The organism is Bradyrhizobium sp. AZCC 1578 (assembly GCF_036924675.1).
Classification (GTDB): domain Bacteria; phylum Pseudomonadota; class Alphaproteobacteria; order Rhizobiales; family Xanthobacteraceae; genus Bradyrhizobium.
The window spans coordinates 4,995,418-5,016,737 of record NZ_JAZHRZ010000001.1 but is presented as its reverse complement, the minus strand read 5'-3'; the positions used below and the strand labels follow the sequence as shown (position 1 = coordinate 5,016,737).

General features: G+C 62.6%; 20 protein-coding genes and 1 pseudogene. 6 read left to right on the top strand and 15 right to left on the bottom strand.

Annotated elements, in window-relative coordinates; all coding sequences use genetic code 11:
- Positions 1-339 precede the first annotated feature (339 nt).
- The 5 genes from V1290_RS23995 to V1290_RS23975 all read right to left on the bottom strand — a co-directional run bounded on the left by V1290_RS23995 (position 340) and on the right by V1290_RS23975 (position 5,520).
- Positions 340-915 carry a hypothetical protein gene (locus V1290_RS23995; protein ID WP_334366658.1) on the bottom strand — a complete coding sequence of 192 codons (576 nt, stop codon included), beginning with the start codon at positions 913-915 and terminating at the stop codon, positions 340-342.
- Positions 916-1,242: 327 nt separating this feature from the next.
- A complete protein-coding gene (locus V1290_RS23990; protein WP_334366657.1) occupies positions 1,243-1,638 on the bottom strand; it encodes a hypothetical protein in 396 nt (131 codons plus the stop codon).
- A gap of 486 nt (positions 1,639-2,124) precedes the next feature.
- Entirely contained in the window at positions 2,125-2,637 is a 513-nt protein-coding gene (locus tag V1290_RS23985; protein WP_334366656.1) for a GFA family protein, read from the bottom strand.
- A 145-nt stretch (positions 2,638-2,782) separates the two neighbouring features.
- Positions 2,783-3,907: an alkene reductase gene (locus tag V1290_RS23980; protein WP_334366655.1), complete on the bottom strand. Its 1,125-nt coding sequence runs from the start codon at positions 3,905-3,907 to the stop codon at positions 2,783-2,785.
- A gap of 116 nt (positions 3,908-4,023) precedes the next feature.
- The gene (locus V1290_RS23975) at positions 4,024-5,520 is read right to left on the bottom strand and encodes an aldehyde dehydrogenase family protein (protein ID WP_334366654.1); all 1,497 of its coding nucleotides are present in this window, start codon (positions 5,518-5,520) and stop codon (positions 4,024-4,026) included.
- Positions 5,521-5,711: 191 nt separating this feature from the next.
- On the opposite strand from V1290_RS23975, the gene V1290_RS23970 reads away from it, so the two are divergent.
- Positions 5,712-6,560, top strand: coding sequence for an SDR family NAD(P)-dependent oxidoreductase (locus tag V1290_RS23970; RefSeq protein WP_334366652.1), 849 nt, complete (start codon positions 5,712-5,714; stop codon positions 6,558-6,560).
- A gap of 104 nt (positions 6,561-6,664) precedes the next feature.
- Here the strand turns inward: V1290_RS23970 and V1290_RS23965 are convergent, their stop codons facing one another.
- The 6 genes from V1290_RS23965 to V1290_RS23940 all read right to left on the bottom strand — a co-directional run bounded on the left by V1290_RS23965 (position 6,665) and on the right by V1290_RS23940 (position 10,942).
- Entirely contained in the window at positions 6,665-6,871 is a 207-nt protein-coding gene (locus V1290_RS23965; RefSeq protein ID WP_334366651.1) for a hypothetical protein, read from the bottom strand.
- A gap of 96 nt (positions 6,872-6,967) precedes the next feature.
- Positions 6,968-8,167: a hypothetical protein gene (locus V1290_RS23960; RefSeq protein WP_334369159.1), complete on the bottom strand. Its 1,200-nt coding sequence runs from the start codon at positions 8,165-8,167 to the stop codon at positions 6,968-6,970.
- A gap of 11 nt (positions 8,168-8,178) precedes the next feature.
- On the bottom strand, positions 8,179-9,219 hold the full coding sequence (locus V1290_RS23955; RefSeq protein ID WP_334366650.1) for a hypothetical protein: 1,041 nt from the start codon (positions 9,217-9,219) through the stop codon (positions 8,179-8,181).
- Between the two features lie 152 nt (positions 9,220-9,371).
- Positions 9,372-9,806, bottom strand: coding sequence for a hypothetical protein (locus V1290_RS23950; RefSeq protein WP_334366649.1), 435 nt, complete (start codon positions 9,804-9,806; stop codon positions 9,372-9,374).
- 120 nt (positions 9,807-9,926) lie between these two features.
- Entirely contained in the window at positions 9,927-10,202 is a 276-nt protein-coding gene (locus tag V1290_RS23945; RefSeq protein ID WP_028350439.1) for a YiaA/YiaB family inner membrane protein, read from the bottom strand.
- A gap of 44 nt (positions 10,203-10,246) precedes the next feature.
- Positions 10,247-10,942, bottom strand: a complete 696-nt coding sequence (locus tag V1290_RS23940; RefSeq protein ID WP_334366648.1) for a PspA/IM30 family protein — start codon at positions 10,940-10,942, stop codon at positions 10,247-10,249.
- A gap of 101 nt (positions 10,943-11,043) precedes the next feature.
- Between V1290_RS23940 and V1290_RS23935 the strand changes: the two genes are divergently transcribed.
- Positions 11,044-11,652 (top strand): TetR/AcrR family transcriptional regulator, encoded by a 609-nt coding sequence (locus V1290_RS23935; RefSeq protein WP_334366647.1) that lies wholly within the window; start codon positions 11,044-11,046, stop codon positions 11,650-11,652.
- A gap of 21 nt (positions 11,653-11,673) precedes the next feature.
- On the opposite strand, the gene V1290_RS23930 is transcribed toward V1290_RS23935, so the two are convergent.
- The 4 genes and pseudogenes from V1290_RS23930 to V1290_RS23915 all read right to left on the bottom strand — a co-directional run bounded on the left by V1290_RS23930 (position 11,674) and on the right by V1290_RS23915 (position 15,011).
- Positions 11,674-12,162, bottom strand: coding sequence for a hypothetical protein (locus tag V1290_RS23930; RefSeq protein WP_334366646.1), 489 nt, complete (start codon positions 12,160-12,162; stop codon positions 11,674-11,676).
- Positions 12,163-12,381: 219 nt separating this feature from the next.
- Positions 12,382-12,796 (bottom strand): annotated as a pseudogene (locus V1290_RS23925) (Rieske (2Fe-2S) protein).
- 16 nt (positions 12,797-12,812) lie between these two features.
- Positions 12,813-13,925, bottom strand: a complete 1,113-nt coding sequence (locus V1290_RS23920; protein ID WP_334366645.1) for an amidohydrolase family protein — start codon at positions 13,923-13,925, stop codon at positions 12,813-12,815.
- A 24-nt stretch (positions 13,926-13,949) separates the two neighbouring features.
- Positions 13,950-15,011 carry an amidohydrolase family protein gene (locus V1290_RS23915; protein WP_334366644.1) on the bottom strand — a complete coding sequence of 354 codons (1,062 nt, stop codon included), beginning with the start codon at positions 15,009-15,011 and terminating at the stop codon, positions 13,950-13,952.
- 212 nt (positions 15,012-15,223) lie between these two features.
- Between V1290_RS23915 and V1290_RS23910 the strand changes: the two genes are divergently transcribed.
- From V1290_RS23910 to mdoH, 4 genes are all read left to right on the top strand, one after another.
- Positions 15,224-16,936, top strand: coding sequence for an FAD-dependent oxidoreductase (locus V1290_RS23910; RefSeq protein WP_334366643.1), 1,713 nt, complete (start codon positions 15,224-15,226; stop codon positions 16,934-16,936).
- Positions 16,937-17,002: 66 nt separating this feature from the next.
- Positions 17,003-17,473, top strand: coding sequence for a hypothetical protein (locus tag V1290_RS23905; RefSeq protein WP_334366642.1), 471 nt, complete (start codon positions 17,003-17,005; stop codon positions 17,471-17,473).
- A 119-nt stretch (positions 17,474-17,592) separates the two neighbouring features.
- Positions 17,593-19,101 carry a glucan biosynthesis protein G gene (locus V1290_RS23900; RefSeq protein ID WP_334366641.1) on the top strand — a complete coding sequence of 503 codons (1,509 nt, stop codon included), beginning with the start codon at positions 17,593-17,595 and terminating at the stop codon, positions 19,099-19,101.
- Positions 19,089-21,233 carry a glucans biosynthesis glucosyltransferase MdoH gene (gene mdoH, locus V1290_RS23895; protein ID WP_334366640.1) on the top strand — a complete coding sequence of 715 codons (2,145 nt, stop codon included), beginning with the start codon at positions 19,089-19,091 and terminating at the stop codon, positions 21,231-21,233. The genes V1290_RS23900 and mdoH overlap by 13 nt, the downstream gene beginning before the upstream one ends.
- Positions 21,234-21,320: the final 87 nt, after the last annotated feature.

Sequence of the window (21,320 nt, the reverse complement as noted above, 5' to 3'; positions counted from 1 at the left end):
TCGCGTCGGTTTGGCAGGACCACGGCGACTCCGGTCTACCCCGATGAACGGACATTTGCAGGCTAGGCGAGCATGTCTGAAAGGTGCCGATATTGTTGCAAAGTCGAAAATCGTTCAGCTCCTAAAATCTCGTGAAGGCGGATCTTTGGACTTCTCTGCTGCTGCACCGCTTTTCAACACCGCTACGAAGGTCCGTGATCGATCTTGGATGAACTGATTTGGTCCTTCACGTCGCCGGGCGTAAGATGCATTCACGGGCTCTAAGAATTTTCGTTCGCTACCCCAAAAAGATTTTTGCAACAATATCTGCCAGGAGGAGATATTCCGATCGGACAAACCCTATTCTGCTCGATCAGGATTCCCCTTGAGTTTAAAGGATCCGAAGAATTTATCTTTCTTTTCCGCCACCACGTCGCGATACGCATTGGGGTATTCAATCGTTAGTATGTGGAGCGTACCTTTCATCCTGATGTAGCGGAAATGCGCAGTCGTTGCCGTGTTGGCGACTGAGAAGAACAGATTATCGACTTCATCGTTAGTATTGCGGCTTACATCAGACACTTTGTTAGCCGGATTGGATGAGAAAGATTTGGGGATCGCCGCGAGGTCGACAGGCGTCTTTGCACTTGCCGGCAGTTCAACCGCTGTAAACTTGATTCCCTCAGAACTCTTGCCGCCGACGACATGGCTCACTTCGTCCGTGCCCGGGTCGCGAGTTGTGAAATCGTTGAAGGGAATTGGCAGGAGGATTGAGAACGAGCCTTTGCTCGAAACAGCCGGATACCATCCTGAGCCATCAGCTATGTTAACGCCGACACGATGCATTTCAAGTTTCGGTTCTGCAGTCGCGGATGTAGAGACTATGAGCGCCAGCGAAAGGACACTCGCGAGCAGCCGCAGAATGTGGATGGGCATGGATGGTCTCCTGCCGTTGCTGTCGGCAGGGAATGTCCGTTGTTTGTTGAAAGAAAGGCATGGCGGCGCCGCTGGCAGCTCGCGCCGCGCGTCTGTGGTTCTGGTGCAACAACTAGACCTCGCGAACTAAAGCCTTGAAAGAGCGTCGGCCGATGAGCGCGCATCGTCGCGACAACAGCGTCCGTTCCGGGATCAGTAACGGACATCGATACTTGCGGTGTCACTATGGCGGCCCTGCCTTGCGGACTCCTTCGATATACAACTGCGAACGCCCTCCGAAGCCAGGATTGTCCTTGCCGATATGGCCAAGGGCGGCGACTCTGGTCGTCACCAGAACTTCCACCACCGTCTCTTCTGCAGCGCGCTCGTATCCACCTGGAAACCGTCGAAGATGCACGAGCTCTCATGCGCTGCGATCATCGCGACGTCGACCAGTTCAAGAAAAGCCTCTTTGCTCAGGTGGACAGGAGGAGAGATGATGTGTACCGAGAGCCGTCCGAGAGGATTGTCACTGTTCGCGATCTCGCGTTCCCAGCGCGGGAAGGCAGCTACAAGAGCGGTCACGTGCGCGTCGCTTTTAGCGAAGAAATAGCATTCGATGCGCCCCGGTGTGCCGTCTCTCACGCCTTGTTCTTTCAGCGTTGACCACAAACCCGCGGTAAGCGCACGTTGGCTCTCTAGTTCGCGCAGATCGACGCTTTCAATTCCTCGTAATTCCGTCATTCAACTACTACCATTAGGGAAGGTTTGCCAACCGAGTGCTGGAGTGCGGCGCGATACGAACACGGATTGCCGTTGAATTTTGTTGAGTATCCGCAAGACGTGCAAAGATAGTAATCTGGAGTTTTTTGAGGTTATCCGCAGCGGCGCAACCGACATTTATGCCTTCGCCGAGAAGGTGACTAGACGAAGGCGACTCCCAGCGTAGCGTCGGCCGTGGAGTTTAGTGACCTCTAGCCGGTCTGCCGACCTCACCTTTTCGAACTATCATTGTAGGCAAGCGCGGCGCAGTCGGCATGTCCGAAGTGGGTCAAGAACGACAAAGCTCAGGGTGAGCATAATAGGTCCGCTTTCGGGTGCATAGCGTCCGACCCGCTCCTTGGCGGGCCACATTGAGCCGGACTGTCTTGCCGTGATTCAAGCCCCTTATCGTCTTCGTCCAGCTCGCATCCATCCGCTATGGCTGGCTGCGCGTCGTGGGTCCACGCTCTAGACCATCCCTTCACGGTCCGCGCGCTTCTTCTTTTTCGAGCGCTGCCAGACCACGCCGGGATATCCCTTCAGCGGCACCAGCGGTTCACCGGTATAGGCCCACTCCTGCAATTCCTCGATCGCGATGTGATAGAGCGGCTGGCGGCCGGTGCGGCCGGAGAACAGCGCGCGGGGGATGTTGACCATGTGCGGCGAGCGCGGACGCTCATAGACAACAGGCGTGCCGCAATTGGAGCAAAAACTGCGTACCGTCTTGTTGGCCTCGTCTTCGTATCGTGTGAGACTGGCCTTGCCCTTGGTGATGCGAAAGCGCTTGCGCCAGCTTCCGACATAGGTCGCGTAGGCCGCGCCATGGGCGCGGCGGCTCGACGGCGAATGATCGTGCCAGGCCCAGCGCGCCGGCACGTCGATCTCGAAGGCGACCTTGCCGCACAGGCATTGGCCCGCGGCGGGTTTGCCGAGGGATACCGCCTTGGTTTTCTTTTTCTCTAATTCCTCTTCTGGAAACATTCTGTGCTGCCTCTTCTCGTCATTGCGAGGAGCCACCCGGTCGGCGCGAAGCGCCGCCGGATGACAGGCTCCGCGACGAAGCAATCCATCTATCCGCTCGTTGAGGCATGGATTGCTTCGCTTCGCTCGCAATGACGCCTGTGGCTCACGCCTGCTCCAGCTCGTTGTGCTCCGGATAATCCGTATAGCCTGTCACATCGCCGCCGTAGAACGTCGCGCGGTTATAGGGCGTCAGCGGAAAGCCGCGCTGCAGCCTGCGCGGCAGGTCCGGATTCGAAATGAAGATGCGGCCGAAAGCGACCGCGTCGGCATGGCCATCCCTGATCGCCGCATCGGCGGTCTCGCCGGTGAAGCCGCCGGCCGTGATCAGCACGCCCTTCCAGATCGGGCGGAACAGCACCATCGCCGACGGCACGTTCTGGTGGTTGACCTCGGCGCGGCCGGCGCCAGAGGAGCGCGGCTCGATGAAATGCAGGTAGGCAAGGCCAAGCGGATTGAGCTGCTCGACGGCATACGTGTAGAGCGGCATCGGGTCCGGCTCGCCGCTGCCGTTGGCGACACCATAGGGCGACAGCCGCACGCCGACGCGGTCGGCCCCCCACACTTCGACCACGGCCCTGGTCACCTCCATCAGGAAGCGCACGCGGTTCGAAATCGAGCCGCCATACTGATCGGTGCGCAGGTTGGTGTGCGACTGCAGGAACTGCTCGATCAGATAGCCGTTGGCGCCGTGCACCTCGACGCCGTCGAAGCCGGCGGCAAGCGCGTTCTTCGCGGCCTGACGATAGGCGTCGATCACGCCAGGAATTTCCGACGTCTCAAGCGCGCGCGGCGTCTCGTAGGGCACTGCCTTGCCGTCTGCCGTGCCCGTCTTCAGGTCGGCGATCGGCACCGCCGATGGCGCGACCGGCAACACGCCGCCCGGCTGGAAGGAGGAATGCGAGACGCGCCCGACATGCCAGAGCTGCAGGAAGATGATTCCGCCCTTGGCGTGAACGGCATCGACCACCTCGCGCCAGCCTTTGATCTGCGCTTCCGTATAGATTCCGGGAACGCCGGGGCTGCCGAAGCCCGTCGCCATCACGGGCGAGGCTTCGGCGATGAGCAATCCGCCCGGCGTCGCGCGCTGCGCATAATATTCCGCATTCAGCGGCCGCGGCGCGAGGCTCGGCTTCGCCGCCCGCATCCGCGTCAACGGCGCCAACGCGAGACGATGATTGAGCCGATAGGGGCCGACCTTGAGCGGCGAAAACAACGATGGATAATTCATGTCTCTTCCAGAACTCCGTGTTGATACGAATATGTAACCGCTTCAGCTTGTTCGTAAAAGGTTCAGGACAACGGCGGCCGAAGCCGCCGCCATCGCATCCACCGATCTGAAGCGTCTCAGGCCGTCTTGATCCAGACCGCCTTGACGTTGAGATATTCCTCGACGTGCTGCTTGCCGGACTCGCGGCCGTAGCCGCTCATCTTGTAGCCGCCGAACGGCACGGCCGGATCCATCGCCTGATAGCAGTTGACCCAGACCGAGCCGGCGCGCAGCGCCTTCGCGACCTGGTGCGCCTTGCTGACATTGGTGGTCCAGACGCCGCTGCCCAAGCCGAAGGTGGTGGCATTGGCGCGCTTGACCAGCTCGTCGGTATCCTTGAAGGAGATCGCCGAGATCACCGGGCCGAAGATTTCCTCCTGCGCGATCCGCATATTGTCCTGCACGTTGGCGAACACGGTCGGCTGCACGAAGAAGCCCTTCGAGAGCGCGCCTTCGGTCAGGCGGCCGCCGCCGGCCACCGCTTTGGCGCCTTCCTTCTGGCCGATGTCGAGGTAACCAGCGACGCGGTCCATCTGCTGCTGCGAGACCAACGGCCCGATCTGCGTGCCCGGATCGAGGCCGTTACCGACCTGCAGCTTCTTGCCGAACTCGGCGACGCGGCCGACGAATTCGTCATAGACGTTCTCTTCGACGAACAACCGCGTACCCGCGCTGCAGATCTGCCCGGAATTGGCAAACACCGCCATCGCGGCGCCCGGCACCGCCGCGTCAAGATCGGCATCGGCGAACACGATATCGGGCGACTTGCCGCCGAGTTCGAGCGACACGCGCTTGAGGTTGCCGGCGGAGGCGCGGATGATCGATTGCCCCGTGACGTGCGAGCCGGTGAAGGCGACCTTGTCGACATCGGGATGCGACGCCAGCGCCGCGCCGGCGGTCTCGCCATAGCCGGGCACGACGTTGACGACGCCAGGCGGGACGCCGGCTTCCATGCAGAGTTCGGCAAGCCGCAGCGAAGTCAGCGGCGCTTCCTCGGCGGGCTTCAACACCACAGTGCAGCCGGTTGCGATCGCGGGACCGATCTTCCAGACGGTCGCAGCGAGCGGGCCGTTCCAGGGGATGATCGCCCCGACCACCCCGACCGGCTCCTTCAGCGTGTAAGAAAAGATATCGCCGGGCAACGAGTTCTCGATGGTCTCGCCGTGCAGCGCCGTCGCCTGCCCGGCGTAATAGCGGAGCATGCCGAGCACGCGCAGCTTGTTGCCGCGGGTGCGGCTGATCGGCGCGCCCATGTCCATCGTGTCGAGCTGCGACAGCTCCTCGAAATTCTTCTCGACGAGATAGGCGAGCTTCAGCAACAGGCCTTGCCGCTCATACGGCTTGACCTTGCTCCACGGTCCCTCGAAGGCGCGGCGGGCCGCCGCCACGGCGCGGTTGATGTCCTCCGCGTCACCTTCGGCGACGGTCGCGAGCAATTCGCCGGTCGCCGGATTGTGGGTCTCGAACTGCTTGCCGGAGGCGGCGTCGACCCACTGGCCGTCGATCAGCATCCTCTTGTAGGAACCATCCGCGTAAGGATGGCGCGTGATCGGAATCGCCTGCGTGACTGCCATGACTACACTCCCTTGAAGTCGGTTGGAATTTTGTGCCGCTATGTTTGCACATCTATGACCGTGGCATGAACCGTAATGCGGCCGAAGGATTGCGGAAAGCAGCCGATGCGAAAGCCTCCCATGCCCGTTCGTACATGGTAGCCTAAGGCGTCGGCCTGCGAATACATACCTCAACTGTCCGGAGAATGACGATGCCCCATCCCGCGATGTCGCCAAATCATGTTGCCGTGATCACGGGAGGCGCCTCCGGCATCGGGCTCGCCGCCGCGATGCGTTTCGCCGGCTGCGGCATGAAGGTGTGCATCGCCGACATCGGCGCCGAGCGCCTCGCCGAGGCCGCGGCCAGACTGGCAGCCGTCGCCAAAGGCGGCGCGGCCGACATCATGACGGCATCGGTCGACGTCAGCCGCTTCGATGAGGTTGCGGGCCTGGAAGCCGCGGTGCAAAAGCGGTTCGGCGGTACCGACATCCTGATGAACAATGCCGGCATTGGCCCCGACAGCAACAGTTTTGGTCCGCTGGAGAGCTGGCAGCGCATTCTCGCGGTGAACCTGTGGGGCGTCATTCACGGCACGCAAGTTTTCGTGCCTCACATGGTCGAACGCGGACGGCCCGGCCTCGTGATCAACACCGGCTCCAAGCAAGGCATCACGACGCCGCCCGGCAATCCCGCCTACAACGTCTCGAAGGCCGGCGTCAAAGCGCAGACGGAGGCGCTGCAACACGAATTGCGGAACCTGCCGGGCTGCAAGATCAGCGCGCATCTGATGATCCCCGGCCACGTCTTCACTCCCCTGACCGCGCGCGGCCGCACCGAGAAGCCGCCCGGCGCCTGGACGCCGGAGCAAACGATCGATTTCATGATCGAACGCGTCGATGCCGGCGACTTCTACATCCTCTGTCCGGACGATGACGTGCCACGGCAACTCGACGAGCGGCGCATGCTGTGGGCGATTGGCGATATCGTGGAGAACCGCCCCGCGCTGTCGCGCTGGCATCCGGATTATGCGGAGGCGTTCGCCAGGTTTGTGAAGGGATAACAAGCGTCGCGCTGCTGCCGCCTCAACAAAGGTGCGTTCCCTCCCCCCTTGCGGGGGAGGAAGCTGACCGTCTGCGTGGCGATAGTGTGGACAACTGCAAAACTCTACAGCGTTACCTGCTTGTCGCCGCATTGCTTGCAGACGTATTTGACGCGGGTCGCGCCCTTCTCGGCCTGGACGCGGTTCGGCGCGCCGCATTTGCCGCAGACCGCCTCGATCCTGGTCTGTCCTTGCTTCACGACGATGGTCTTCTTTTGCATCGTCTCGCGGATCAGGCGCTCGGCCTCCTCACGCATCGCTTGCTTCGACATTGGCCTGCCCTATCATGAAATCGCTACGGCGGCGTCTTATCACAGTCACGATGAATTTCGTACGTCGTCGCGCGTGAAAAATCTCGTGACTGAATATCACGTCGCCTCCGGCGTCAGCGCCAGCAGGCGCCGCAGCAGGGCCAGCGCGGTTTCCGTGGCCGGATCGGCCGAAACCACGGGAACTGCCAGTGTGATGACGTCGATCGGATCGTGCGATAGCACGATGAGGTGCGTTGCGCTGTTGGCCGCCAGCAGCGACACCACACGTTCGACGGCCGGATCGGACGATGTCAGGCCCCACGGCGCATCGGGCCGGCGCAGCACACGCCGGGTCGAGAGAAAATCACGCAGCAGTTGCGGATCGAAGCTCGAGAGTTCGCTCTCCCGATAACGCCGGGCACTCTCGAAGATCGGATGACGCGCGAGTTCCGCGATCAGCGCGTCGCGCGTTCTGGCTGGCGAGGCCGCGACGGAGTTGAGAACACCGGGCACCTGGGATTCGAAGTGGGCGCGCAGCGCGTCCACCATCAGCCCGATGGTGAGAACGCCCGTGATCGCTATCGCACAGAATCGCATGACCTGCGCCGCATCGGCGTCCGGCGCAACAAACGCCGCGGCAGTACCGAGAAGGGCCGAACTCGACAGCCGCAATGCCGTCATCATCAACGCCTGACGCTGCGTCTCCGCACCGCGTTCCGCGATCAATATCGCGGTAACGACGAGCAATGCTCCCAATGCCCCGAGCCTGACCGGGATATCCGGAAACAGCACCCTGAAATCGGTGACGATGAAGGGAATGACCAGGATGGCGCCGACGGCGAGACGGCTAACGATGCGATTCTCTGATACCATCAGCGTCGCCCGGTCACGGGTCGCAAGCAACCAGGCGCAGATGGCGAAGCCGCCAAGCTGAAACAACGCGAGCAGGATGGCGGCGGGCATCGCGAGGGTTTCCAACCCGGCAGCGCCGGCGAGACCGAGCGCGATACCGCCGCTCAGAAGCGCGATCTTGGCCAGGCGCGGGGCATGACGCCGCAGGATACCTTCAGTAACGATCAATGCGCCGAGCGGGATCAGCGCGGCCGGAATTGCCGACAGGTTGTTGAGCCCCGCGCTGCCGCTCCACCAAGCCGTGCCCCGCGCCAGGAACAGCAGCGCGATAATGCCAAGAGCGACCAGGAGACGCCGCGTCAGCGGGCCCTTGGGATCGCGCCGGTGCAGCGTGATCATGGCGACGCCAAGCCCGATCGCGCCGCAGAGATTGACGATGGAATCGGCGATCATGCCAGATGACATTTCACCTGGTGTCATCGGCCGTTCCCTCGCCACGGCCGCAAGCTGCCGAACGGACGCGTATCGTCGAGCCAGTAAACCACCGGCAGTATCAGCCGCTGCAACGCCAGCACGACGGAGGCCGCGAGCAGCGCCGGCAATGAACCGGCCGGCACATCCCGCTGGACGTAGCGGCGGGCACCGGAAAGGTCGACGCGGCCGAGCTGCAGGACGTCGTCGCCCCTGGCGTAATCGAGCTCGCGCGCGCACCAGGCGTTGTATTGTTCGCCGCGATGTTTGGGTGCGGCTTCGAACGTTTTCTTCAGCGCGTCCGATCCACCGGTATAGGCATTGGTGATGACAAACCGCGCCTCGTCAAACCCGGCATTCTCACCCACGCCGAACACGGCGCGATGACGGGACATGATGCCGCGTGCCAGTTGCAGATGCGCAAAGCTCTGGCGTGAGTCCGGATGGGGCGACGGAAAGACATCCGAAAAGGTCTGGCTGACCATGCCGACGACCGACGGCACCTGGGTGACGTTCGATATCCATTTCGGACGCAGGCCGTCGCGGGCAAACAGAACGAGCGCCGTCAGGCCGTACAGCACCCAGGAGAGCCCCTGCCCCCGCTCATCGGGATCGACCATGACGAGGCCGAGATGCGTGACCTCCACCGGCTCGCCGTCGAGTTCCACCTTCATGACCGACAGCGCGTTGAAGGCAATCGGCCGGCCCGTTGCTTGCTCCGAGATCAGCGTGACGATGGCGCGCGACAGCCGTTCGCGCTCGCCGGAGAATATTCCGTAGGTGAGGCTCTCCTTCGGCAGTGTCTTGGCCGCCACGACGCGCAGTTGCGAGACCAGCTCGTCGAGCTCGGCTTCGGAAAGCGACAGGCCGGGGGCCTCGACGATTCGCGTGATCAGCCCGGTATGGGTGCGCAGGGTGAGATCGATGGTGGGCTGGCGCAGTGCCTTCAGCCAAAAGAGGCCATATCCGCCCAGACGCGTAGCGGCGGAGCGCACCTGCCCCAAGGCGTGACGGATCGCCGAATTGTCGCTCCAGACAGACGCCATGCCGCTTTCCCGCTCGGGGGCGGATTTATGCGCCGGGGCCCGTTAAGGAGCCATGAGCGCGATATGTTGCGATTGCCGCAGGGTAAACGACGCATTGAACGGCGGCATCAAATAATTCGTGACAGGAAACGGCGGTGCGGATGCTGGCCAGGTCAAGCCTTCCTGCGACGGTAATAGTACGTGAGCAGCGAGCACGCACCTGTATTGAGCGCTCCGATGACTGCGATTGGAATCAGCGTGTGCAGCGGCGGCGTCATCTGGCCCCCCAATTGGGCTGCCAGGAAAAGAACGAGACCGACGGCAACGGCCGCCCCGACGATCGCGGTCAAGGGCGCCCTCAAGGAAATTGGCGCAGCCCAAGCCAGGACTCCATCAACGATACCGGTGATCGCACATACAACCAGACTGAACAAAAACGCTATCGAGACGCCGAAAAGATCGGCGGCGTATCCGCGGATCGCAATGGCCACCACTGAAAAGGCTATGAGCACTCCGAGGGCGGGACCCAGCAACACGAATACGAGCGCTCTTTGCAGCGAAGTCGGATGCCCACGGCCGTCGTCATTTTCAGGAGGAGGCACGGACATTCCCTTTCAGTTTGCTTTGTCCGGTAGCGAGTTGCTGTTTCTGGTGAGGGCGAAGGCGGACAAGCGAACGACGGATGCCGTAACATCCGCCGTCCGCCCTCGCCAGCACCGCGCCACAGGTTACGCGGCTTTGGAAACTTCCATCAGCAGCCGTTCAGCCTTGGCGTCCTCAATACGGTTCACCAGCTTGCCGCTCTCGTGCATGTCGCGCACGGTCTTGGTCAGGGTGACGCAGGACTGCACCAGCATCACGATGCCCATTGCGAGATAGCCCTTGATCCAGAGATCGAGCGGCAGGAAGAACACGCCGACGGCGACCATGAAGGCCGAGGCGGCGAACGAAATGTAGGTGAAGGTAACCCAGGCACCGCTGTGGGGTTGGACGTTCTGGTTCATGATAATCTCCTGTTGGTATGGGTTTTAATCGATCGGGTTCAGTGTCAGGCAGCTTGCGTGCGTTTGGCATTCAACCGCGCGAGCACGTCGTCCGCGGTTGATTTCAGGCGTGGCCCAAAGCCCTGTTCGGCGAGCTTTTCGGCGGTCGCCAGCGGGCCGCTGGCGGCATCGAGCTCGATCAAGGCGTCGGCGGCGGCCTGGGCCTCGATCTGGCGCTCACGCAGCCGCTTGAGCGTGTTCTCCGCTTCCGGCAGTGTGGATTCGTAAGGGCGCGCGACTTCGACGCCGCCCCTTCGCAGCGCGCGAACTGCTTCCGACGCGCGAGCGATGCGACGGCCGCGATCAAGCTCGGTAATCCGCGCCTCGGCGTTGGAGACCTGGCGCTTCATGCGCGTGATTTCAGACGCAAACAGCGTCCGCGCGGTCATCGCGGCATCGCGGTCGGCCTCGAGATTGGCGATTGCCTGCGCCGCTTCGCGGGCGAGGTCTTCCCTTCCGCCATCGAGCGCGGCGGTGGCGCGGACTTCGAGGTCGGCGATACGGGCGTTGGTGGCGTCGAGACGGCGACCCTCCTGCTGGTCGCCCGCGATCGCCAGCGCCAGCGAGCGCTTGGAACGTTCGACCGCCGCGGCGGCGTCGCGCATCTGCTGGTCGAGAATGAGCAGCGCCGCGCGGTCTTCCAGTTCTTCTCCCGCGGCAGCCACGCTGCCCCGGAAAAGCGTCAAAACAGTTTTGAACATTGGTGGCTCCCTGTGTTATGAGCATTGCTCATGAAAGGTTTGTAGCATAGTTTGAGCGTTGCTCAAGAATTATTTTGAGCATCGCTCAAGATTGGAAGAAAATGTCTAAAGCATTGGAAAGACGAGCAAAACTCCGGGAATCCCTGATCGAAGCCGCGGAGCGACGGATTGCCGCAGGGGGTCTGGCGGGGCTGAAAACGCGCGATCTGGCGCGGGACATCAGCATCGCCAACGGCGCGGTCTACAATCTCGTCGAAGACGTGGACGAATTGATCCTGCGGGTCGGGTCGCGCACGTTGGCGCGGCTCGACGCCACGCTCACGGCTGCCGAAGCCGATGGGCCGCCCTCCCCTCGTGAAACGCTGGTCCGCATCGCGGTCGCCTATTGCGATTTCGCCGCCGAGAATCTCGAACTGTGGCGCGCGCTGTTCGAGCATCGGATGGCGCCGGGCAAGCCGGTGCCGGATTGGGCGATCAGCGAACAGATGAATCTATTCCGACACATCTATCAGCCGCTGGCCGAACTCTTTCCGGAGCGTACGCCGGACGAACTCGGCGTGACCGCACGCAGTCTGTTCTCCGCCGTGCACGGCATGGTGCTGCTCGGGCTCGAGCAGAAACTGATCGCGGTGCCGGTCGAGGCGTTGCGCAAGGAAATTGCGACCATCGTGCGCGCGATGGTCGATGGGCTGACCGGCAAGCCTGGTTAGATCTCGAAGAGAATGTAACGGTCAGTCGCGGTCGTGCTCCGGCAGGCGTTTCCAGGGGTCTTCGCCTCTCGGGGGCTCACCAGGGCCGTAGTTCTCGACGATCAAATCTTCGAGCCAGATCGCGCCGTGCGGACTGGCGACGCGCTTCGAGCGCAATGCGTTGGTCCAGTTGCACACCTCGGGTTGATAGTACACATAGCGACTGCTCTTCGCCACGATCGCGAAGAAGAGGTAGGCGCGGCCCGGTTCGAAGTAAAATTCGCAATCCATGTCCTTGTAGACATCCAGCAGCTTGACGCGGGCGGCTAGTTTGTCGGCCCCTTTCCAAACTCGATCGACGTCCACGGTCCAGGTATGGTCCTTCACTTCCGTCACCCTGCCGGTGAAGACGTATTGAGTGCGTGCGAAGCCCTGGGCAGGCGAGATTGAGTCGCACGCGCAGGCATGCGCGACGTCGGCTCCCGCCGCCGACAGACACAGCAATCCGACAAGCCACGCGAGAACCTTCAAGGGCGACCGGCACAACATGTGATGAGTCAAATCCACCTCCCTGCGAAAGGAGTTCAGAAACGTAGGGTGGCCAAAGCCACCGAGTCGCGCGAATGCGTGCCCGGCGACGAGCGCAAGGGCGCTCGCGGAGTGATGACAGGCTCCGCGTGCCCACCATCACGAGCGGAGTCATCGACGGTGGGCACGGCGCAACTGCGCCTTTGCCCACCCCCCAGAGCATCACGTCTCGATGATGACGTAGCTGTCCTCGACTTGCACCGGAAACGTCTCGGCCACATAAGGCCCCTTCTGCAGCTCCTCGCCGCTTTCGACCGCGACCGGATAGGAGCGCACCTTCACCCGCTTCGGATCGAACCAGGACTGGCCGTTGCGCATATCGAATTCCCAGCCGTGCCACGGGCAGCGCAAGAGCTCGCCGACGCGGGAGCGCTCATACACGCCGGGCCTCCGGCGAGGTCAGGCGCGCGACGCAGGCGGCCTTTGCCAGCGGCGCGCCCTCGTGCGGGCAGCGATTGAGCAGCGCGAAGAATTCGCCGTTGACGTGGAACACGACGATGTCGCGGCCCTCGACGCCGAACACCTTGTTGCCGCCGGGCGGGATATCGGACGTGCGGGCGACGATGTGGCGGGCCATGTGATCCTGTCGTTTCCTAAAGCTTGTAGAGGGCGCGCGCATTGCCATTAAAAATCTTGCGGCGCTCGGTTTCGGTCAGCGGCGTCTTGAACGCATAACGCGGATCGTCGAAATCCCAGTGCGGGTAGTCCGACGAGAACAGCAGGCGATCGGCGCCGACCCATTCGATCAGCGAGCGCAGATGTTTTGCTTCGTCCGGCTCGTCGATCGGCTGCGTCGTGAACCAGAAATGCTCCTTCACATATTCGGACGGACGGCGCTTGAGATGCGGCACCTCGCTGCGGAACGCCTCAAAGTGCCGGTCCATGCGCCAGGTGGCGGATGGAATCCAGCCGAAGCCGCCTTCAATGAAGACGATCTTCAAGTTCGGGAAACGCTCTGGCACGCCTTCGAGCACGAGGCTGGTGAGCTGCGCGGCCATGGTGTGCGCGTTCGACTGGTGCTCCTCGACGTAATACGACGGCCAACCGCCGCCGGTCGGCGCATGCCCGCCATAGCCGCCGACATGAATGCCGAGCGGCAGGCCGAGCTCCTGCGCGCGGGCATAGATCGGCCAGTAGCGGCGGCGGCCGAGCGGCTCGTTGGCGCGCGGGCAGACGTTGATCTGCACATAACGGCCGATCTTGGCGCAGCGCTCGATCTCGGAGATCGCGAATTGTGTGTCGTCCTGACCCGCGAGGATCGACGCTTTCAGCCGCGGCTCGCGATCGGACCAGAACGCGAGCTGCCAGTCGTTGATGGCACGCTGGATCGCGGCGCCGAATTCCAGATTCTGCTGGGAGAAGATGAAGAGGTCGAGCACCTGCAAGATGCCGTACTCGATATCGAGCGGATCGAGATGCTGCTTGCGCATGAAATCGAGATCGGAGCCCGGCGGCCCGCCGGTCGGCGGCCAGGCATCGCGGCGCGCGATCAGCGGCGAGGAACGCGGATAGGGCGTGGTGCCGATATAGGGCGTGCGCAGATGACTGCCGTAGGTGCGCAAATGCTCCTGCCAGCGCTTCGGCATGAACTGCTCGATATCGGCATGCGCATGAATGCTGGGATGCACGTCGCAATCGATGATGCGCAGCCGGCTTTGGGCGGCGGCTTCTTCGGCGAGGATGGGACGGTCGATGACGTCACTCATGCGATCCTCCGTGTGTGTTCAAATTCACGCGGCGAGCTTCAGTCGCGGAAAGGTCTCTAACGGATTGTCGGCACACATACGCGAGACGATGCTATCAGGCAGATGCGGCGGCATCGGATCGTCGCCGTCGAACTGCCAGTGCGGATAATCGGATGCGAACAGGAACATCTTGTCGGAGCCGATCTGCTCGATGACGTCGGCAACGCCGGCCGCATCGGGCGGACCGTCGAACGGCTGCATGGTAACGCGGACATGGTCGCGGATGATCACGGCCGGCTCGCGCTCGACCCAGGGCACCTCGACGCGGACGCCGCGCCAGGTCTTGTTGGCGCGCCACATGAAGGCCGGCAGCCAGCTCACGCCCGACTCCATCAGCACGACCTTGAGATCGGGGAATTTGCCGAACACGCCTTCGTAGATCAGGCTCAGCACCTGGGCCTGGAATGCCTGCGCTTCGGCCAGATAATATTCGTAGCGATAGGACGGCCAGCCGATCGAACTCGGCGCGGTGCGATAGGCGCTGCCGGCGTGGATCGCGACCGGAAGTTTGTGTTTTGCGGCGGCCTGCCAGACCGGCCAGTAATGCCGGCGTCCGAGCAGCGTTTCGCCCTGCGCCAGCACCAGCACGGAGACGAAGCGATTGTCGCTGGCTCTGCGCTCGATTTCTTCCACCGCCAGATCCGGCGCCTGCAAGGGCAACACGATCGAGGCGCTCAGCCTTGAATCCTTCGAAAGCCATTCGGCTGCGATCCAGTCGTTGATCGCCTTGCAGAAACCGGCCGCCATGTAAGGATCGAACACCGCCTGTGCGCCATAGACCACGTTGCAGATCGCATGGCTTGAACCGAGCTGGCCGAACGCGCCGCGCTGCACCATCTCGAGATCGCTGCCCGGCTTGCCATTGGCCGGCCGCCAGTCGGCGCGGCCGGTGAACGGCATGTTGGGGGGATAGGAGTTGAGATCGAGGCCGTCGATGGCGCGGCTGACGACCTGCTCTTTCCAGTGATCGTCGAGATAAGGCAACAGCGTGGTGCGGGTGCCGCCCAGGGCGGGATGGATGTCGCAGTCGATCCGCATGGCCGCCATCAGGGTTCCTCGGATATTCGTCACCGCGATCTTGGTGTCGCACCGACAAATGTGCCGCCGATGCTCGGTTAGGGCAAGCGCTTAACTTGAGGGGCCGCCCTTCCCTGGATGCACGGCGGCGCTACGAGGTAAAGGAAGAAACGCCCGCGATTGACAGGCCAATCGATCCCAACCCAAATGTCTGCCCAAGAAACGGAAACGAGGCGGATCGCGTGGCTGGCAACGAACAAGAGAATTACGAATGCGACGCGCTGGTGGTGGGCTCCGGCTGTGCCGGAATGTCAGCAGCGGTCACCGCGGGGCATCACGGGCTCAACGTTCTCATCGTTGAAAAGGAGCCGCGCTTCGGCGGCACCACTGCCCGCTCCGGCGGCTGGCTATGGATCCCCGGCACTTCGCTGGCGAAGGCGTGGGGCATCGAGGAAAGCCCGGAGCAGGCGCGGACCTATCTGCGCCACGAGGCCGGCAATAGTTTTGATGCCGCGCGCGTCGATGCGTTTCTTTCGGCCGGTCCCGCGGCGGTGGACTTCTTCACCATGAAGACGGCCGTCCAGTTCGACATGCCGCTGACCTTTCCGGATTACCACGCCGAAGCTCCGGGCGGCGCGCAGGGCGGTCGCTCGATGGTGACGCGGCCGTTCGATGGCCGCGAACTGGGCGAGCATATCAAGGATCTCGGCAATCCCCTCCCCGAACTCACCGTGTTCGGCATGATGCTGGGCTCCGGCAAGGAGATCATCCATTTCATGCGGGCGACCAGATCGCTGACTTCGGCGGTCTACGTCGCAAAACGCCTGTCGAAGCATTTGATGGACGTGATGCGCCACGGCCGCGGCATGACCTTGACCAACGGCAATGCGCTGGCCGGGCGGCTGGCGAAATCCGCGTTTGACCTGAAAATTCCGTTGTGGCTGTCCTCGCCGGTGCACGAACTGATCGTCGAGGACGGCGCGGTGCGCGGCGCGATCGTCGAGCGCCATGGCAAGCTGGTGCGCATCATCGCCAAGCGCGGCGTGGTGCTCGCCTGCGGCGGCTTTCCGCATGATGCGGCGAGGCGCAAGACCATGTTTCCGCACGCGCCCACCGGCGCCGAGCATTTTTCGCCGGGCCCCGTCGGCAACACCGGCGACGGATTGCGCCTGGCGGAGACCGCCGGCGGCCGCATCGAGGATACGCTGCCGAACGCGGCGGCCTGGGTGCCGGTCTCGATCACCGAACGCAAGGACGGCTCCAAGGGCGTGATGCCACATTTCATCGATCGCGCGAAACCGGGCGTGATTGCGGTGATGCGCGACGGCAGGCGCTTTGCCAATGAAGGCAATTCGTATCATGACTTCGTGCAGGCAATGGTGAAGGCTGCAAGGCCTGGCGAGGAGATCACTGCGTTCCTGCTGTGCGATCACCGCGCGCTGCGAAAATACGGTCTGGGCTGCGTGCCCCCGTTTCCGATGCCGCTGCGCCATCATCTCGCCACCGGCTACCTCAAGCGCGGCGCAACGCTGGCTGAACTGGCTGATAGAACCGGCATCGATCGACAGGGGCTCGAAGCGACGGTTGCCGAGTTCAACGCCTCGGCCGCGGAGGGGCGCGATCCTGCGTTTGGCAAGGGATCGCGCGCCTATAACCGCTACCAGGGCGATGCGCTGCACGGGCCGAACCCCTGCGTCGCGCCGATCAAGGACGGACCGTACTATGCGATCAAGCTGGTGGTCGGCGATCTCGGCACCTATGCCGGCATTAAGACCGATGTGCATGCCCGCGCGCTCGACGAACACGGCCAGCCGATCGCCGGCCTCTACGCCGCCGGCAACGACATGGCGAGCATCATGGGCGGCAACTATCCCGGCGCCGGTATCACGCTGGGCCCCGCGCTGACGTTTGGATACATCGCGGGCAAGCATCTCGCGGGCGGGGCTGCGCGCTAGAAATGTCCGGAGCTGGAACGAACCTCGATGGAATCGATTGTCTCGAATCGAACCGGAGACCGTTCCATGCGTGTGCTGCACCTTTGCGCTGCCATCGTCGCTTTGAGCTTCGTTCCCGTCCTCGCCTTTGCCGGCGACGCCGAATGGCGGCGATACGTGATCGCGAGCACCGGGACCAGCGTCGACATGCCGGTCTCGATCTTCACCGTCGACGCCGGACCGCCGGAAGGCGGCACAGGACGGCGCTTTTTCACCGACGACCGCCGCGCCGACCTGACGGTGCAGTCCGTTCCCAACCCCGACAACGATTCGCCCGCCACGTTCCTGGCCAAGATGCGGCCGCCTGCCGGCATCATCTATAGACGGATCACGTCCGATTTTTTCGTTGTGTCCAGCATTCGCAAGGACCGGATCTGGTACAACCGCTGCAACCGCGGCAACGGCACCCTGAACTGCGTGATGATCAATTATCCCGTCTCCGAAAAACGCCAGTGGGACGACGTGGTTACGCGGATAAGCCATACGCTGCGAAGCTAGCGCGCCCGTGACCGGATCTTAGGCAATCGGGAAAAACAGCAGATCTATTCCGGCGCGGGGAACCGTCCAGTGTGCGCTGCGTTGCAGATGGTCCGCATCAGTAACCGCGAGGTTGTTTAGTGAATCGCAGGGATTTCCTCGCTGTTTCTGCGTTACCATTGGTAACCATCACGGCATCCAGGCTTTTGTCCGCCGCCCATGCCCAGCCTGCGCCGTTCGATCGATCCATCGTCCGGCAAATGGCGCGCGACCTCGCAAGCAAAGCCTACACGGCGCCAAGCGAGAAGTTGCCCGACAATCTTGCCAATCTCGATTACGACCGTTATCGGGCGATCCGGTTTTTGCCGGACCGCGCGCTGTGGCGCGGCGAAAAATTGCCGTTCGAGGTGCAGTTTTTTCATCGCGGATTTTTCTACAAGAACCGCGTCGATCTCTTTGAGGTGAAGGACGGCCAGGCGGCACCAATCGCCTACCGGCCTGACCTGTTTTCATTCGGCGACCTGGCGCCGCCGGGCCCGGCAGTCGATCTCGGCTTTGCCGGCTTTCGCCTTCATGCGCCGATCAACAAGCCCGACTATTATGACGAAGTCTGCGTCTTTCTCGGCGCAAGCTATTTCCGCGCGGTTGCCAAGGGACAATTGTACGGTCTTTCGGCGCGGGGGCTCGCCATCAACACTGGCGAAGCCAAGGGCGAAGAATTCCCGTTCTTCAAGACGTTCTGGATCGAGAAGCCGGCGCCGGGCGCCAACTCCATCGTCGTGCACGCGTTGCTCGATAGCGAGAGCGCCGCCGCGGCCTATCGTTTCACCATCCGCCCGGGCGACACCACCGTGTTCGACGTCGAAATGGCGATCTATCCGCGCGTCGATCTGCAACAAGCCGGCCTCGCGCCGATGACCAGCATGTTCTTCTTTGGACCGAACGACCGCAAGGACGTCGAAGACTTCCGTCCGTCGGTGCATGATTCAGACGGCCTGGCGGTTTTCAACGGCCGCGGCGAGGAGCTTTGGCGGCCGCTGCACAACCCGCGCGACCTTCAGGTCTCTTCGTTTGGCGATATCAACCCACGCGGCTTCGGCCTGATGCAGCGTCAGAAGGATTTTGCCGCCTACCAGGACCTGGAATCGAATTTCGAGCGCCGGCCAAGCCTGTGGGCGGAGCCGATCGGCGATTGGGGCGAAGGCGAGGTGAAGCTGCTCGAAATTCCGACCAAGGAAGAGATTCACGACAACATCGCATTGTTCTGGCGCCCCAAAGCGGCATTGCCGGCCAAGGGCGAGCACACCTACACCTATCGTTTGCACTGGGGGCCGGATACGCCAAAGTCGACGTCACTGGCACGATTTTCCCGGACGGGGATCGGCACACGAGGCGACAACGCGACGCTCTTCGTGCTCGACGTAACCGGTGAGCGGCTGAAATCGGTCGATCCGAAAAGCTTGCGCGGTGTCGTAACGGCCGAGAAAGCGAAGATCCAGAACATCGTTACCCAGCCAAATCCGGCGACAGGTGGCTGGCGATTGAGCTTCGAGTTGTTGAAGGAAAAGACCCCGGTCGAACTCCGCGCATCGCTCATGCAGAACGATGAGGCGGTATCGGAGGTCTGGGTCTATCGATGGACACCCTGACGAAAGCCGGCGGTTCGCCTGGAAAGCGGGATATCCCGCTGACCGATTTCCTTCCTTCGGAATCGCCGACGGATATGACGGTGCAGGCGCTGCGGCGGTTCGAGCCGCCGCCGGCGCCCGATTTTGCGCCGCTGTGGATCCGGCGCGCCTTCGTTCTGACCGGCACCGCGATGCTGACCGCGGCAGGCTGTTATGAGATGTACCGGGTGCTCCGGGTCGGCGGTGTCACGGTCCTTGAGTCGATCATCCTTGCACTGTTCGTGCTGCTGTTTGCATGGATCGCCTTCTCCTTCATGTCGGCGCTTGGCGGTTTCTTCGTGCTGCTGATGAGAAGGAGGGATGAGCTCGGCATCGACGCCAGTGCGCCTCTGCCCGCGATCCATAGCCGCACCGCGATGCTGCTGCCGACCTATAATGAGGACCCCTATCGCGTGCTGGCGAGATTGCGCGCGATCTATGAATCGGTCGAGCAGACCGGACACGGCGCGCAGTTCGACTGGTTCGTGCTGAGCGACACCACCGATACCGCGATCTGGATCGCCGAGGAAAAATGTTTTCTCAAGCTTCGGCAGGACGTCGGCAGCGCCGCCGCAATCTTCTATCGCCACCGCCCTGAGAACATCGCGCGCAAGTCGGGCAATATCGAGGAGTGGGTCAGGCGGTTCGGCTCCAAATATGAATGCATGCTGATCCTGGACGCCGACAGCTTGATGACGGGCGACAGCATCGTTCGGCTCGTTGCCGCGATGGAGGCACATCCGAAGGCCGCGCTGATTCAGACGCTACCGGTCATCGTCAATGCAAGGTCGCTGTTCGCGCGCTGGCAGCAATTCGCAGGCCGCCTGTACGGTCCGATGCTGGCCGCGGGGATCGCATGGTGGCATGGCTCGGAAGGCAATTACTGGGGCCACAACGCCATCATTCGCGTCCGCGCTTTTGCGCAACATGCAGGGCTGCCCGAACTCAGCGGACGCAAGCCGTTCGGGGGGCATATCATGAGCCATGACTTCATCGAGGCGGCGCTGATGCGGCGCGGTGGCTGGGCCATCCACATGGCGCCGACGCTCCGCGGCAGTTACGAGGAATCTCCGCCCACACTTTCAGATTTTGCCGCGCGCGACCGTCGCTGGTGCCAGGGCAATCTGCAGCATCTGGCGCTGCTGCCGACCTGCGGCTTTCACTGGGTCTCGCGGCTTCATCTGCTGACGGGGATCGGATCATATCTCACCGCGCCGCTCTGGCTGATCTTTCTTGTTTTCGGAATCCTGGTCTCATTGCAAGCGCAGTTCGTGCGGCCCGAATATTTTCCGAAAGGATATTCGTTGTTTCCGCAATGGCCGGCGCAGGATCCGGTCCTGGCAGCATGGGTATTTGCCGGCACGATGGGAATGCTGATCGTGCCGAAGCTGCTGGCCTTCATCGTGCTCCTTGCCGATCGCGACACGCGCAGGAAGTTCGGCGGCGGCCTGCTGGTGCTTGCCGGCATCGGGGCCGAGACAATCCTTTCCGGTTTGACCGCGCCTGTCATGATGATCTTCCAGTCGTCCGCTGTCGGCGAAATCCTGTTCGGGCGCGACGCAGGATGGCAGGTTCAGCGCCGGGACGATGGCGCGGTCGCGCAGCGCGACATCGTCAGCACCTATTCGGTGCCGACATTGATTGGCATCGCCATGGCCATCAGCGCCTATGCCGTGTCGCTTTCGTTGCTGCTGTGGATGACGCCGGTGATCCTCGGGCTGTTGCTTTCCATTCCGATCGCGATGCTGTCGTCGTCGCCGGGCGCAAACCGCAGGTCCGGATTGTTCAGAACCCCCGAGCAGACGGCGCCGCCGCCGGTGCTGGCGCGCGCCAATGAGCTCGCGGGCGCGCCGCATTCGTCGCTCCCCTGCCCGCTGCGCGAATTGCTCGACGATGCTCGCCTGCTCGAAGCACACCTGAACAACCTCTCCGGACAAAAGCCGCGGAAGCGCGGCGACGTCGATCCGCATCTCGCGATCGCGCGCGCGAAGATCGAAGATGCCGAAACGTTCGATGAGGCGGCGGGCTTTCTGAGCCCGCGCGAGAAGTTCGCGGTGCTCAATGCGCCGGCGGTTCTTACAGGCTTGTTGGCGTTGCCCGATCATCGAGCGTGAGACGAACTCCTTCGAAATTTTGCCTCGTCATTGCAATCTAGGGTGGGTGATCGACCGGGATGAGGCTGGCGGCCGTCCAGTCTTGGC